Consider the following 14,753-nt stretch of genomic DNA (forward strand, 5'->3'; position numbering starts at 1 on the left):
TTTTATTTCTCCACGGATGAATCCGGGGGCTTGTATCCTGGATGCTTTCGGTCAGATTTGGATGAAGAGCGGGCATTCGGTAATACAATAGTCCTAGATGCACTACTAACCAAGAAACCGAGTTTTTCAACCGAGATGGAGGGTAGTCAGCAAGTATTTTTTTTGAAAAACCCGGTTTCTAGTCACCCGTGCTTCCTAGACTATAGAATTGAGAGTAGGTGCAAGCACTTCGCATGAGGCTGGCTGCACTTGTCTGTTAAATATTTTGCAATAGCAAGCTGTCAAATTCATGGAAGACTGGTCTAAAGATTTTTTTGAAGTAATGGAAAATGCTGTTTCTGAAGTCGAGCATTTTTTTACTGACATTGGTGAAGAGTTTGTCGAAATGCTGGACGTTTTGGCAAAGATTTCCGAAGATTTTACAGAACACGTACAACATAACCTGATTGCTGAAGTTGATGGTTATTTAAATGAATTTGACGGCTATTTCAATGAATTTCTAGAACCCATAATTGAAATTTGTCGGGATTTCGATCCGCAGTTTGATGAGATAGATTTGTCGATGGTGAGTTATGTAGACCCTTCGGCGACGCAGCAGCCGGCTTGTCGCGGTTGTACTAACTATCACGGTCAAGTTTACGGCGGAAATTTGTTGGTTTGTGCGATGCACCCTACTGGTGTGGAATCGGACAGTTGTCCTGATTGGGAAACTGACGGCGATGTGAATTTTTAAGAAGTTTTGAGGGTTTAATCGCTTATGCTAACGTCAATTCAGTCTCCGTCCAAGATTTCTCTGGAAGAGTTTTTGCTGCTACCAGAAACTAAGCCGGCTAGCGAATATGTTGACGGTCAAATTTATCAAAAAGCTATGCCCCAAGCAAAACACAGCACGTTGCAGACCCGTTTTGGGAATAGAATTAATCAGGTGGGAGAACCGCAAAAGTTAGCTTTTGCTTTTTCAGAATTGCGCTGCACTTTTGGAGGAGGTTCTATTGTTCCAGATTTAGCCGTGTTTGAGTGGTCGCGCATTCTTCTCAATGCTAATGGAGAAATAGAAAATAGGTTTAAAATTGTGCCGGATTGGACAATTGAGATTTTATCACCGGCTCAAAATCCAACTCGGGTAATCAATAATATCTTGTTTTGCTTAAATCACGGTGCTAAATTAGGTTGGTTGATTGACCCGGAAGAAAAATTACTTCTGGTTTTTAAGCCGCAGCAGCAACCGGAGGCGAAGGAGGGCGAGGATATTTTACCTGTGCTCGATGTGCTGTCTGATTTGCAACTGTCCGCGGATGATTTGTTTGGGTTCTTAAGTTTTAATTAGAAATGAGTTACAGTTGAATCAGGGAAGTTTGCATCTAACTACATTTTACAGTGAATCGATCGACCTTTAATCATTCGGAATTTGGGTTCCCGAGGATGCCGCCATCGCTGCAATTGCGACAGTATCAGCAACAGGCGGTTGATAATTGGTTTGCAAATCGGGGACGCGGTACGCTGAAGATGGCGACGGGTAGCGGTAAGACGATTACTGCACTGGCGATCGTCACTGAATTGTACAATCAAATTAACCTGCAAGTCCTCCTGGTAATTTGCCCGTACTGCCATCTGGTGAATCAGTGGGCGCGCGAATCGGAGAAATTTGGTTTAAAACCTATTTTGGCTTTTGATAGCGCCCGCAGTTGGCAAAATAAGCTGGCTGCTGGTTTGTATGAAGTGCGAGCAGGCGAGCAGCTATTTCTGACAATTATCACAACTAACGCTACATTAATGTTGGATAGTTTGCGATCGCAAATCCGGTATTTTCCCGAAAAAACCCTAATTATTGGAGACGAAGTTCACAACTTAGGCGCACCGCGTTTAGGAGAAAGTTTGCCGCGCAATATTGGATTGCGCCTCGCCCTTTCCGCCACCCCAGAAAGACACTTCGACGAACAAGGAACCGAAACTATCTTAGATTATTTCGGCCCTGTTTTGCAGCCGGAACTTACCTTAGCCGACGCCATCCGCCAAAAAGCATTAGTACATTATTTATACTATCCAATTTTAGTAGAATTGACCGAATCAGAAACTCGCAAATATTCTTACTTAACTAAAAAAATTGGCTGGGCGCTGTCAGGTGAGGAAAAAGTAGAACCAAATGATGCTTTAACCACTTTATTAATGCAGCGGGCTCGGTTAATTGGGGCGGCTGCTAATAAATTAACAGCGTTGCGAGAATTAATGATTAATCGTCTCGACACATCCCATACATTATTTTACTGCGGCGACGGTGCGATGGAAGGAGGTGCGCGCCGCAGCAACCACCGCCAACTCACAGAAACCGCAAAATTATTGGGTTCAGAATTAGGCTATCGAGTTAACACTTATACGGCGGCGACTCCGGTAGCAGAAAGAGAACGATTGCGCGAGCAATTTGAGAGTGGAGAATTGCAAGGCTTAGTCGCGATTCGCTGTTTGGATGAAGGCGTGGATATTCCAGCAATTCGTCATGCTGTAATTTTAGCAAGCAGCAGCAATCCGCGCCAGTTTATTCAGCGCCGGGGACGGATTTTGCGGCCGCATCCAGGGAAGGAAAGGGCAACTTTATTTGACATGATTGTTTTACCTCCTGATTTGGGAAAAGAAAGCTTAGAAGTTGAGCGCAATCTGCTGCGAAAAGAGTTGAAGCGGTTCCTGGAATTTGCCGATTTAGCCGACAATGCTGGGGAAGCTAGGGTGAAATTGCTGCAACTTCAGAGACGCTACGGGCTGTTAGATATTTGACATTTATTCAGGTTCGGTTTATCTTAAAAAGATAGAATTATTTGATTGCAGTTTTAGTTGTTAGTTTAGTTCGCTATCGCACGCTGAATCCAGAAACCCGGTTTGTTCGTAAATTTTTCGTTTTTGTTGGGAAACTCGTAGAAACCGGGTTTCTCGCCCCCCGATGCGTCACCCCCGTACTTTTTAATATTTGGCAAAAAATATGACTGAAAATCTCAATAAAAATTTGATTGTGGCTTTTAGATATGCTACGGGTGCGATCGCACCCGTACCGATCGCCATTTTAGCAGAAAAGCGTTCCGGCTATCATACTGACAAAGACTTGAGCGACGTACAGCAACCAATTATCAGCGCCACGCCGGAAGTCAGACAAATTATCGAGCGCGTATTGGAACTGGAAAAAGATAAACTGTATATGAGAGCTCCCCGCTATATTAGCGATGAAATTTTGCAAATCATTAAGGAAGCAGTTGTATGAAATTAATGTCAATTGTTCTCTGCAATTTTCGACAATTTTATGACCAAACTCCCGAAATAAAACTTGCTTGGGGCGCGCAGAATATTACAGTAATTCACGGTAATAACGGTGCCGGAAAAACAGCTTTAATGAACGGATTTACTTGGGTGCTTTACGAAAAATTTAGCGCCGCTTTTGCGGCGGGAGAACAATTAGTCAATAAACGAGCTATTGCGGAAGCGAAAACTGGTAAAAAAATAGATTGTTGGGTAGAAATTATCTTTGAACATGACACAAACCGCTACAAAGTCAGACGTGCTTGCCGCGTTTATAAAAGTGAAAATAATCTCGAACAAAGCAAAAGCGAATTATTCCTACAAATAGCAAAAAATGACGGGCGTTGGATGCCATCGGCGCAGCATCCAGACGATATTATCGGACGAATTTTGCCGGAAAGTTTGCATCAATATTTCTTTTTTGACGGAGAGCGAATCGAGCAAATTGTGCGTCACGATAAGAAAGCAGAAATTGCTGAAGCTACTAAGGAATTGGTGGGAGTAGAGGTATTGACTCGCTCAATCCGACATCTGGGAGACGCCAAGAAGTCTCTAGAAGCAGATTTAAAAATGATTGGCGATTCAGAAATCAATAAATTTTTAAAAGAAAAAGAAAAATTTCAGGAAGAAGCAGACAAACTTTCGCAAAAACAACTAGAAATAGAGCAGGAGTTGATTAATCAAGGAGAATTAAAAAAAGCTGTCAGCGGTAGTTTGCTGCAACTCGGCGGTGCTGCGGAGTTGCAAAAGTTACGCAATGAATTAGAAATGCAGCAGACTTTATTTAAGCAAGAAGTTTCCCGCTCTTTAGATGCTATCAAACGAGAAATTTCTGTGCGCGGTTACGCGATGTTTTTGTCCGATGCGGCGGCGGAATTTGAGGTGCTTGTCGGCGGTTTGCGGGAGAAAGGTGAGTTGCTTTCGGGAATTCAGCGCCCGTTTTTGGCTGAGTTATTAGCGCAGCAGCGGTGTATCTGCGGTGCTGAATTAACTCCCGATTCTGTTGCTTGCGATAATGTCACTGGTTGGATGGAGAAAGCAGGTGCTGGAGATGTGGAAGAAACTACGATCAGAATTAGCGATCGCATCAATGAGATCGATCGCCAAATTGGTGATTTTTGGGACGAAATCGATCGCCAACAAAGCAATATCAGTCGCGGTAGATCCGAACTTTCTAGGGTGGAAAGCCAGTTAGACGACATTCACACCAAGCTGAAAAACTTCCCTAACGGCGATGTCAGCCGCTTGCAAAAGCGCTTGGATGAAATTGAGGCAAAAATTGGCGAGTTGCACCGGGAAACAGGCTCTAACCAGCAGCAGATTGAGAGTTTGACTGCCCAGGTGGCAGCTTTGGACAAGCAAATAGACAAGCAGCAACTGAATGAGGCAAGGCAAGTATTGGCCCAGCGCCGGATTGCTGCGTCTCAGGATGCGATCGATCGCCTGACAGAAGTGCGATCGCGTTTAGAAAAACAGTTTTGTTCGCACTTAGAAAAGCGAGTTCAAGATATTTTTAGTCAAATTTCTTTCACTCCTTACATCCCCAAATTAAGCGATAAATACGAACTAACCCTAGTAGAAAATACCTCAGGAAAAGAATCTTTAGTCGCTGCTTCTACCGGAGAAAATCAAATCCTCAGCTTGTCGTTTATCGGCGGGATTATTGAGGGCGTGCGCGAATGGAGTCAAAAAAATACTTTGATGGGCCCGGATAGCAGTACGTTTCCGATTGTCATGGATTCTCCGTTTGGCAGTTTAGACGAGATTTATCGCAAGCAAATCGCTAATAAACTGCCAAAGTTAGCGAATCAACTGATACTTTTGGTGACGAAAACTCAGTGGCGCGGAGAAGTTGCTCAAGAGATGGAAACTGCGATCGGTAAGGAATACGTGCTGGTGTACAATTCTCCGAAGGCTGATTGTGAGGAAGATGCGATCGACCTCGGCGGGATGCGCTATCCTTTAGTTAAGCGCAGTCCGAATGAATTTGAATATACGGAAATACTAGAGGTGGATGATGTCTTCTAATTCGGCAATTACGCAGGTTTTGGAAACGGATATTTGGGTGAAAGCGACATGGGAAGAGTTTCTGGCTTTTGCTGATGATTCAACTTGGGAAAAAGGCAAGTTTTATTACGATCGAGAACACATGAGGGTAGAAATGTCACCAGTAGGGCCATTGCACGCACGTCATAATTCAATTTTCCCCTATGTAGTTATTCTGTTTGCTGCATTGAGAAATATCCGAGTAGTTCAATTTGCTAATGCCAGTTTCCGCAAAACAGGTATTCGTGAGTTTCAACCCGATCTAGCTTACTACATCGGTTCGGATTTGAGGGTTCCTCCTAATGACAGCAATTCACCTATTAATTTGAATGAATACGAGCCGCCTAATTTGGTAATAGAAATTGGGGCATCCTCTTTTAGTGATGATTTGGGTAACAAGCGGTTGCTTTATGAAGACGCAGGAATTAGCGAATATTGGGTTGAACGTGCAAACACGCGGGAGGTTTTTGCCTTTGCAATTAATGGCGGAGGTAGCGGCAGAATTCAAGAGTCGCGGGTTTTACCTGGGCTAGAAATCGCGTTAGTTGAGGAAGCTTTGAATCGCAGTCAAACTCAAGATGATGGCGAAATTAATCGCTGGTTGATTCAAAATTTTAGTCAAGGTTGAAAGGAGTTTGACATGGAAAAAGAGTATCATAAGTTGGTGCGCGATCGCATTCCTGAAATTATTCGTCAAAATGGGAGCGAATGCGAGTTTGTAATTATGTCCGATCCAGAATACCGTCAAGCTTTGCGCCAGAAATTGATTGAGGAAGCGGCGGAAGCTGCGGCGGCTGATGAAAATGATTTGGTGGCGGAATTGGCTGATTTGTATGAGGTGATAGATGCACTGATGATTAGTTATGGTATTTCGGGCGATCGCATTTTAAACGCACAAGCCAAGCGCCGGGAAAACAGGGGCGGTTTTGCACAAAAAATCATGTTGTTGCGGACATTCTAAACAGTTGACTGTTGACAGTTGACAGTTGACAATTGACAGTTGATAGTTGACAGTTACCAATTACAATTACCAAATGGCTGCTAACAGAATTAGAATTGCTAAAGACAAAGCCGATTTAGTTAAATCCTTAACTTTATCAGATAACAACTCCGGGCCTTTTCAGACTTACGCCGATGTCATCGCCTTCGCCGCCTCTTTGGGAAATAAGCGAAAAAAACGATCGCCCTTAGGGGAAATTTCCAAACGCGAACCCGGTTCGATCGACGTTGATATTTTTGTATCAAGAGGTTATGACATGGCGATCAAGCTAATTGCGATCGCCGAAACCAAAAATCCGCAAATTCTCTCCCATCTCGACGAAAAATCAGAGACAGAACGCTTGCAAATTTTTGAAGAATATGCTAATGGCGGCCTGGAAATTTTGCGAGAAGAATTTCGGGGCGCAGCCGATTATACCGATCGCCTTTTATTGTTTTTAATTTCTGAAAGAGACCATCAACATCGCTCAAATGAAGAATTCGATTTAAGCAAATTCTTATTTTAAGAGATTCCCCATGCACCACAAACCAATATATCTAATCAAAAGAGTTTTAAAGCAATCTACAACAATTCTCGCTTATAGCTACTCACTATTTATTATCGGCTATTTCATTCTCAAACAAATATTTTGGGATCGACTGTGGATTGTTGCCTTGATTAGCACTTTTCTGCCCTTAATTCTCTTCCCAACTTTATTACTTCCCGTCGTCGGATTCTCAATTATTAAAAAAAAATGGTTCTCGATTATTTCTGCGATCGCCTGCATTATCCTAATAAGTTGGCTGCACATTAAATACTTTTCTCCCAAACCTATCAACATCACAAATTCGCAGCCAAGCATCAAAATTTTATCCCATAATCTCTGCTGGTCTACAACTCAGTATTCAACTTTATTTAACCTAATTAAACAGCAAAAACCCGATATTATATTTTTACAAGAAACCATTAAGGAACATACCAAAAGAGATTTCGCTTGGTTAAAAACAGAGTATCCCTATCAAATTGGCACTCCCCCGGTAGCAATTCTTAGTAAATATCCAATTGTATCCAGCGAAATACTGCACTTAGCCGGTCATCGAGAAACGCAGCAGCGGGCAATTATTAAATTTAACCAGCAAGCAGTAGTGATTTATAATATGCAAGCTACCGGGCCGTGGTTTAAAATATATAAAAAATTGCGTTTTCTCAAAATTCCGGTTTACAAATATAACCAGCGATCGCCCGAAATTCAAGATTTAGTCCAGCGAGTTGAGCAAGAAACTCTGCCGGTAATTGTCGCGGGAGATTTTAATATGACAGACGAAACTCAAGACTACTACAATGTGCAGAAAGTCCTACAGGATTCTTTCCGAAAATCCGGGTTTGGGTTTGGTTTTACCTGGCCTCACGGTTGGGAGCTTAAGTTATTGCTGAAAAGCTCGAATTGGAAATTAAATTATCCCGTTTGTCGGATTGATTATATTTGGTATTCAAAGCATTGGGGTGCGAAATCGAGTTCGGTTTTGGAGGCAACAGAATCCGATCATTTGCCTGTAGGAGCAGAATTAGTTTTATTGAAACCACAAAATAGTTAATAGGACTTACCCACGCGGTTGAGAGACCCGGTTTTTTCATAGATTTCTAGTCTATAAATCAAGATTTTTCACAGAAACCGGGTTTCTAAAGTCTTAGTTATACTTAAGACAGCACCTGCGGCAATCCCACCTCTTTCGGATGCACAAACCTGCTATTAAAACTCACAGCTTTATCCTCAAAAGTCCTCGCTTGGGCCACCGCTTGCCGCAAATGAGCCCGATCCATATCGTCCTCAATTCCCGCCACCAAATATACAATTAACTTCGTGGCTAAATCCCTTCCAGAAACTAGCATTCGCTTTTTATTCGGATCGTACAAAATCCCGTACCACGCAGACTCAGGATTCTCCATGTAGCTAAATCCTTCATCCACATCATACCTGCGGAGTTTCTCGAAAACAGATGTCAGCGACAATTTCTTTCTAAATACTAGAATTCCCAAAGCATTAGCTAAAGCAATTTGACCGACGGGACGGAACAAAATATTTCCCTCGCCCCCCGGCTTTTCAAAACTAAATCGGCGCAATTGTGCTGTTTCTTCGCTGCTTTCAATTCTTTGATAGCTGGGCAAAGTTGCTAAACGATCGAACAATTTGTGAAACTCTTCTATTCCCTCTTTCAGTTCCTCATCTTCCGGACGCATGGGAATTAAACCTTTTCTTTCCGGCTTCCAATGGGGGAATTTATGTTCTAAATACCGTTGGGCCATATCTTGCAGCGCTTGCAATGTTGTTAACACTGTTGATTTCGCTGCGACTGTGGCGCTGTCCCAATTAACGCGGGGATTTCTGTCTTCTTGTTCTTTTAATAAGGGATGGGTGACGGCAATTTTGCGGGCGCAGATGGCAAATCCATTATCTTCGTTCAATAATGCTAGCTGTCCCTGACTCAGAGTTACTGCCATCAGGTTAACGTGCACAAAGATCGATCGCACGCGCCGCTGTGCTTGCTGTCGCGTTTCCCCCGCCACAGCCGCCGGTATAAACTCAATCCCGATTTTTTCGTGAGCTAATTTATACACTGTTTCGGGGTCAATTTGATATTCTTGGGCTAAATCTTCGAGAGTAATTGCATCGCCCACAGGTTTTTTATTTTTGTTGTATCTTTGCAGAATTCCGGTTTTAATTAAACTCATTAAACCTTGAACTCCCATCAGCCGGTGCTGACCGTCTAAGGCAAAAATTGAAACTTTTGGAGATACATCCAACAGCCCTAAATTCCCATTTTTATCAAAGGATGTGAATTCAGCAGCGGATTTAGTCGCGACGCCGTTTTCATCCCATTCTTGGGCGTGAGGATTGTCTACCCACGGGGGACTGACGACGACTAAAACGGCGGGGAATTTGTGCGATTTTCGGGCTGCTAAATATTGAGTGAGGGCTGCTTGACGCGACCAATCTAAGGGGCGCTGAATAATTTCGTCAATGGTTTCGTCGTCGCGGACGATGTTGTTAGTTTTGAGGTCAAATTTTTGCCTGAAAAGCGGCATTTGTGAGGCGAAACGGACGCGGGAGTCTAACCATTCTAGTGTGACTGAACCGATGTAGGCTTCGCTGTTTCCCATCTGGGTTTTTTGTACGAAAATGCGATCGTCTTTTCCTAAATAATTATCTAATAAAAGTGCGATTTCCTGTCTTTCGCGATTTTCTTTTTCCAAAAAATGGTTAGCGAGGTCAGGCGCTGGATTAGTTGTCATTGGCTGTTTTTATATAATTAACTTATTTTTTCAAAAATATCATGGGTTAAAATATATGTCAACTCTTGTTTTTTAAAAAAGATTGTGAAATACTAAAAATAGTTAGCTGTTCCCGACGATAAATCATAAAATGTGTTATTTGTCAATCAAAGATTGGCGATCGGTCTCGATCCAGGTGCGTCTGGGTCTGACACGCCACCTTCCGGGCCCGCCAGGCCCGCCAGGGGTTGAAAACCCGCCACCATCCGGGCCCGACAGGGGTTAAAACCCCCGGCGGAATGTCGGGGAAGCGAGTGATTTGCCGATCGCCCTTGCTTCAGATTTATCTGCTTTATCTGTTGCTTCACAAAAAAATATGCTTACTCCTTCCTTTGAATACATCTTGCCGGCAATCCGGGGAATTCAAGCGGGCCGCGAATATTACGTATCGATGTGTCCGGTGCGTTTTTTGCCTAAATTGTTCCCCTTAGATTCTGAAGAATTGCCGCCGTCTCTGCGAGCAAAACGCGCGCTTAACCAAGCTAGAATCCCCGAAATTGCCGATTATTTTGTCAAAAATTCTGGGAATTATACTTGTGGGGCGATCGCCGCTTCTATTGATGCGGATATTACTTTTGAAGCTGTGGGAAATGACGCGGAAGAACGCAAAATCGGTCGCTTGCGTGTGCCCATGGATGCTAAGTTTACTATTAATGACGGACAGCACCGGCGCGCGGCTTTTGAGATGGCTTTGAGGGAAAATCCGCAGTTGGGATATGAGACTGTGGCGCTGATTTTGTTTCTTGATATTGGGTTGGAAAATTCGCAGCAAAAGTTTGCCGATTTGAACAATTGTCAAGTTCCTTTGGAGTCGTCGCTAAGTCTACTTTACAACCACCGGGGCGATTCGGCTGTGGTGCTGAAGGCGGTTGTTAAGCAGGTTGAGGTGTTCCGCTGTTTGACCCAGATGGAGAAGGGGAGTTTAAACGGGCGATCGCCCAAATTGTTTGCGTTAAGTGCGATCGATCGTGCTACGATAGCTTTGCTGTCCAACATCCACAGCAGCAAACACGCGAAACCCCCTCGTTACCGCGCCACAAAACAGGAAAAAGAGAAAAAACTTACTCAGCAAATACAACAAGCGGTTAGTTATTGGAATGCAGTCAGCAATTTTATTCCAGATTGGCAATTAGTGCTGCACAAGCAAGTTGCAGCCCGAGAAATACGCCGGGATTCCGTACACTGTCACAGTGTTGTGCTAGAGAGTTTAGGGGAAGTTGGGGCTGTTTTGCGATCGGTTTTTCCCAATAATTGGGAGGAACATTTGAGCCTTTTGCAGCAGATTGATTGGTCTATTTCTAATCCTGATTGGGAGGGAGGAATTTTGTTGAAAGGGGGGATTTCTAAGTCGAGGGCGAGTGTTAGTTGGATGACTGATTATTTGAAAGTGAGGTTGGGTTTGGAAACCGCAGATGAACGCGGATAGTGATATCATTATCTCTTGTTTATATCTGGAAATTACTTTTTGTTGTTATGTTGACATTGCTTAAATTGTCTGGTTTCCGCGTTATGGTTGTGCCTTGCGGTGCTTAATCCTCTGTTCCAAATAGTGTAAAACCTGAGGTTGATTATATTTAATTATAACGGGAGAACGAAATGACTAGGGGAGAAGAGTATAAAAATAAGAATTTAGCTTATTATCGCAAACGTTTTGCGGAGCTTAATGTAAGTCGTACACGCCAACGTGGTAGCGCTCATCATAAGCCAATATTACTATTATCAATCATCGATCTAATTGCTCAAGGAATAATTAGAAATAATCGAATTTATATTTCAGATGATTTGGTTAAAACATTTAACAAGTATTGGGATGTCTTAGCTTCTGACTCTCATCAGCGTGGTTTGCACTATCCATTTTGGCATTTGGAAAGCGATGGATTCTGGCATAACACACTTAAATCTGGATTTAATGGTTCAAGACCTAAAACAACTAACAAGCTAAGAGAAGCTGTAGAATACGCGAGTTGGGATCGTGAATTATTCAATTTACTCCAAGACCAAAACTCTCGTTCGGAATTAATAGATACACTGGTAGCTGTATGGTTTTCATCAAATAGGGATGATCTCGGAGATATTTTACAAGTTAATCAAGACTTTGAAAATGTGGCTCAGACCGAAACAGAAATGTCAGCCACACCAGGGAATATTGACACAGAACCGAGGTTCTATTTGACAAAATCGGCTGTTAGAAATGCTGTCTTTAGGAAAGCAGTAGTACATACCTATGATTATAAATGCGCATTCTGTCGATTAAAAGTCATCAGAAATATAACTCAAAATATTGTAGATGGGTCACACATTAAGCCATTTTCAAAGTTTTATGACAATCAAATTAATAATGGAATATCATTATGTAACAATCATCATTGGGCTTTTGACCAGGGTTGGTTTGCCATAGATGATAATTATAAAATCATCGTCGCTAATGATTTAGAAGAGGAATCACCAAATGCCAGGACTATGAAAGATTTTCATAGTGAAAACATTTTTTTGCCCACTGTAGACCAATATCTACCAAGAATTGAATCGCTACAGTGGCATCGGCTGAATGTATTTAGAGCATAATTACATCACTAAATTTACAAAGATGACAAAAGTAATGCAACTACCACTCGTTTCACCTCGTAATGTTCCCGACTTAGTGCAAGAAATAGAAAAATTAAGTAAAGAAATCAAGGATTTATATTGCTTAGACGATATACCTTGGGTTGTGGGATATTCCGGCGGCAAAGATAGCACTACCGTAGTGCAGCTTATCTGGTATGCAATCGCAGAATTGCCACCTGAAAAAAGAACGAAAAAAATCTATGTAATCACCACTGATACACTGGTAGAAAACCCGATAGTTTCTACTTGGGTGCGTCACTCATTAAAACAGATGAAGTCTGCTGCTATAGAACAGGATCTTCCTATAGAACCTCATCTGCTTTATCCAGATATTAAAGATACTTTCTGGGTCAACTTGATGGGCAAAGGCTACCCAGCACCGAGAAATGGGTTTCGCTGGTGTACTGAACGCCTAAAAATCCTTCCGTCTAATCGGTTTGTTCGTGATGTGGTGAGAATCAATGGAGAAGTGATTCTGATATTGGGTACTCGCAAAGCTGAAAGCATTAAACGCGCTGCTTCAATGGAAAAACATGAAATCGGTCGCATGAGCGAGCATCTCAATGATAGTTCTAGTTCCATTAAATCTCTACTTTATCAGAGTCCTAGTCTGCCGAATTCTCTAATTTATAGTCCGATTGAAGATTGGCGCACTGATGAAGTTTGGATTTATTTGAATCAGTGGGCGAATCCTTGGAAAAATAGCAACAAAGATTTGTTTACTATGTATCGAGGTGCAACAGCAGACAATGAATGTCCTTTAGTTGTTGATACCTCTACACCTAGCTGCGGCAGTTCTCGCTTTGGCTGCTGGGTTTGCACAATGGTAAACCAAGATAAATCCATGCAAGCAATGATTCAAAATGATGAGGAAAAAGAATGGATGCAGCCTCTCCTCGATATTCGCAACGAATTAGATATAAAAGACGATCGCCCAAAAAGAGACTTCCGACGCATCTACGGTAGAGTAGAACTGTTTGAACGCAACATGGGCGACGACAAAACCTCCGTCGAACCCATCCCAGGCCCCTACACCAAATTCTGGCGGGAACACTGGCTGAGACGAGTCTTGGAAGCACAAACCCACATCCGAAAAACCGCACCACTAGAAATGCGCGACATCACCTTAATTACCCCGGAAGAACTTAGCGAAATCCGCCGCATTTGGCTGGAACAAAAGCACGAATTTGACGACAGTTTGCCCCGGATTTACGAAGAAGTCACGGGCGAACCGTTTGCAGATTCCCGCCCCGCCGCCGAAAGGAAACTCCTAGGTAGCGACGAATGGACTGCGATCGCAGAAATTTGCAGCGAGGACGAAATGCACCTGGAATTGATGGCAAAACTCCTCGATACAGAACGCCAATATTACACAAAACCCCGCCGTACAGGCATTTACGCGGATTTGGACAAGTGTTTTGAAACCAGTTCGCGATCGAAAGAAGAAGCGATTGGTAACGCCCACTATCAACGCAACTTAAAAACAGCGGTGGAAGCTGTTATAGCAAATCCCACTGAAAACATTCAGCAAGTCAAAAGTGCGATCGCCCAAACCAACATTTCTGCACAATCTGATACCGTTGATATTGCCAAACTCAAACAAGAACTTGAAAGCAATAGCAATCAAGCGAAGCAGCTATCTTGGGCGGACATCAAATTTTCAACTCCAGATGTCGGAGAGGGAACAACATAGCGATTAAAGCAACCTTATGCGGTTAAACCAAAACTTGTTGACAGCCAGGAAGTGCGATCGCATATAATGGTTGTCAACTAACCGCAGCCTTACCAAACCCTCATCGTTTAAATTACCAAATTTTTACGACCATGATAGATCCTAATATTCCCCATCAGGATATGACATACAGCATCATCGGCTGTGCAATGAGAGTACACCGGAGGACGCAAAAAGGTTTAAGAGAAAAACATTACCAAAGAGCATTTGATGCAGAAATGCTTGAATCCGGTATTATCACAGAAATGGAGTATCCCAGACAAATCTATGACGGTCAAGTTTGGATGGGAATTCTTTATCTAGACCATTGGGTGAATCAATGTATTGTAGTAGAGGATAAGGCTGTGAATTATCCAATGACCGATAAAGATAAAGCTCAAACAATAGCTTACTTAGCAGCGACAGGAGCACAAGTAGGTTTATTTATAAACTTTGGACGCAGCAAATTAGAATATCACCGAATCCTCCCACCAAAAACTGTACAAGGTTGGCAGAAACACATTCAACCATACTTGTGGAGGCCGAAAACAAGTGGCAGGGGTTGGACAAGAGGAAGTTCAGGAACATATGAAGAAACAGATGCCGAACTGCCATTACCTCCCAGCATTCCGCCCCAAAACCAGGAGGAAGATTCAACCGATATAATCGATTGGTAGCAAAGGGGGAAACGGTTAGCAACGGATTGTGTAACGGATGTAACGGATGGTTAGCAGTGGATTAGTTACCAAATCCGCTGCCGAACCGCCGCCCCCACCAACCACCCATCCGTTAAATCCG

General features: G+C 42.9%; 15 protein-coding genes. 13 read left to right on the forward strand and 2 right to left on the reverse strand.

Annotation, left to right across the window (positions count from 1 at the left end):
- Positions 1 to 289: 289 nt before the first annotated feature.
- The 9 genes from QT974_RS04620 (at position 290) to QT974_RS04660 (ending at position 7,902) form a co-directional block, all read left to right on the forward strand.
- On the forward strand, positions 290 to 733 hold the full coding sequence (locus QT974_RS04620) for a hypothetical protein (protein ID WP_333467345.1): 444 nt from the start codon (positions 290 to 292) through the stop codon (positions 731 to 733).
- A 24-nt stretch (positions 734 to 757) separates the two neighbouring features.
- Positions 758 to 1,327 (forward strand): Uma2 family endonuclease, encoded by a 570-nt coding sequence (locus tag QT974_RS04625; protein WP_333467346.1) that lies wholly within the window; start codon positions 758 to 760, stop codon positions 1,325 to 1,327.
- Between the two features lie 95 nt (positions 1,328 to 1,422).
- Complete coding sequence (locus QT974_RS04630; RefSeq protein ID WP_333467347.1) at positions 1,423 to 2,769, forward strand: DNA phosphorothioation system restriction enzyme; 1,347 nt, start codon at positions 1,423 to 1,425, stop codon at positions 2,767 to 2,769.
- Positions 2,770 to 2,971: 202 nt separating this feature from the next.
- Entirely contained in the window at positions 2,972 to 3,247 is a 276-nt protein-coding gene (locus QT974_RS04635) for a hypothetical protein (protein WP_333467348.1), read from the forward strand.
- Entirely contained in the window at positions 3,244 to 5,310 is a 2,067-nt protein-coding gene (locus QT974_RS04640) for an AAA family ATPase (protein WP_333467349.1), read from the forward strand. The genes QT974_RS04635 and QT974_RS04640 overlap by 4 nt, the downstream gene beginning before the upstream one ends.
- Positions 5,297 to 5,956 carry a Uma2 family endonuclease gene (locus QT974_RS04645; RefSeq protein ID WP_333467350.1) on the forward strand — a complete coding sequence of 220 codons (660 nt, stop codon included), beginning with the start codon at positions 5,297 to 5,299 and terminating at the stop codon, positions 5,954 to 5,956. The genes QT974_RS04640 and QT974_RS04645 overlap by 14 nt, the downstream gene beginning before the upstream one ends.
- A gap of 12 nt (positions 5,957 to 5,968) precedes the next feature.
- Positions 5,969 to 6,289 (forward strand): nucleoside triphosphate pyrophosphohydrolase, encoded by a 321-nt coding sequence (locus QT974_RS04650; RefSeq protein WP_333467351.1) that lies wholly within the window; start codon positions 5,969 to 5,971, stop codon positions 6,287 to 6,289.
- Between the two features lie 73 nt (positions 6,290 to 6,362).
- Positions 6,363 to 6,833 carry a DNA phosphorothioation-associated protein 4 gene (locus QT974_RS04655; protein ID WP_333467352.1) on the forward strand — a complete coding sequence of 157 codons (471 nt, stop codon included), beginning with the start codon at positions 6,363 to 6,365 and terminating at the stop codon, positions 6,831 to 6,833.
- 10 nt (positions 6,834 to 6,843) lie between these two features.
- Positions 6,844 to 7,902 (forward strand): endonuclease/exonuclease/phosphatase family protein, encoded by a 1,059-nt coding sequence (locus QT974_RS04660; RefSeq protein WP_333467353.1) that lies wholly within the window; start codon positions 6,844 to 6,846, stop codon positions 7,900 to 7,902.
- A 103-nt stretch (positions 7,903 to 8,005) separates the two neighbouring features.
- Here the strand turns inward: QT974_RS04660 and QT974_RS04665 are convergent, their stop codons facing one another.
- Positions 8,006 to 9,598: a DGQHR domain-containing protein gene (locus QT974_RS04665; RefSeq protein WP_333467354.1), complete on the reverse strand. Its 1,593-nt coding sequence runs from the start codon at positions 9,596 to 9,598 to the stop codon at positions 8,006 to 8,008.
- Between the two features lie 146 nt (positions 9,599 to 9,744).
- A complete protein-coding gene (locus QT974_RS04670; protein ID WP_333467355.1) occupies positions 9,745 to 9,945 on the reverse strand; it encodes a hypothetical protein in 201 nt (66 codons plus the stop codon).
- An 8-nt stretch (positions 9,946 to 9,953) separates the two neighbouring features.
- On the opposite strand from QT974_RS04670, the gene dndB reads away from it, so the two are divergent.
- The 4 genes from dndB (at position 9,954) to QT974_RS04690 (ending at position 14,632) form a co-directional block, all read left to right on the forward strand.
- Complete coding sequence (dndB, locus tag QT974_RS04675; RefSeq protein WP_333467356.1) at positions 9,954 to 11,063, forward strand: DNA sulfur modification protein DndB; 1,110 nt, start codon at positions 9,954 to 9,956, stop codon at positions 11,061 to 11,063.
- 170 nt (positions 11,064 to 11,233) lie between these two features.
- Positions 11,234 to 12,202, forward strand: a complete 969-nt coding sequence (locus QT974_RS04680) for an HNH endonuclease (RefSeq protein ID WP_333467357.1) — start codon at positions 11,234 to 11,236, stop codon at positions 12,200 to 12,202.
- Positions 12,203 to 12,224: 22 nt separating this feature from the next.
- Positions 12,225 to 13,937, forward strand: coding sequence for a DNA phosphorothioation system sulfurtransferase DndC (dndC, locus tag QT974_RS04685; protein ID WP_333467358.1), 1,713 nt, complete (start codon positions 12,225 to 12,227; stop codon positions 13,935 to 13,937).
- Positions 13,938 to 14,068: 131 nt separating this feature from the next.
- Positions 14,069 to 14,632 carry a GxxExxY protein gene (locus QT974_RS04690; RefSeq protein WP_333467359.1) on the forward strand — a complete coding sequence of 188 codons (564 nt, stop codon included), beginning with the start codon at positions 14,069 to 14,071 and terminating at the stop codon, positions 14,630 to 14,632.
- Positions 14,633 to 14,753: the final 121 nt, after the last annotated feature.

The organism is Microcoleus sp. BM001215392 (assembly GCF_036700185.1).
GTDB lineage: Bacteria > Cyanobacteriota > Cyanobacteriia > Cyanobacteriales > Microcoleaceae > Microcoleus.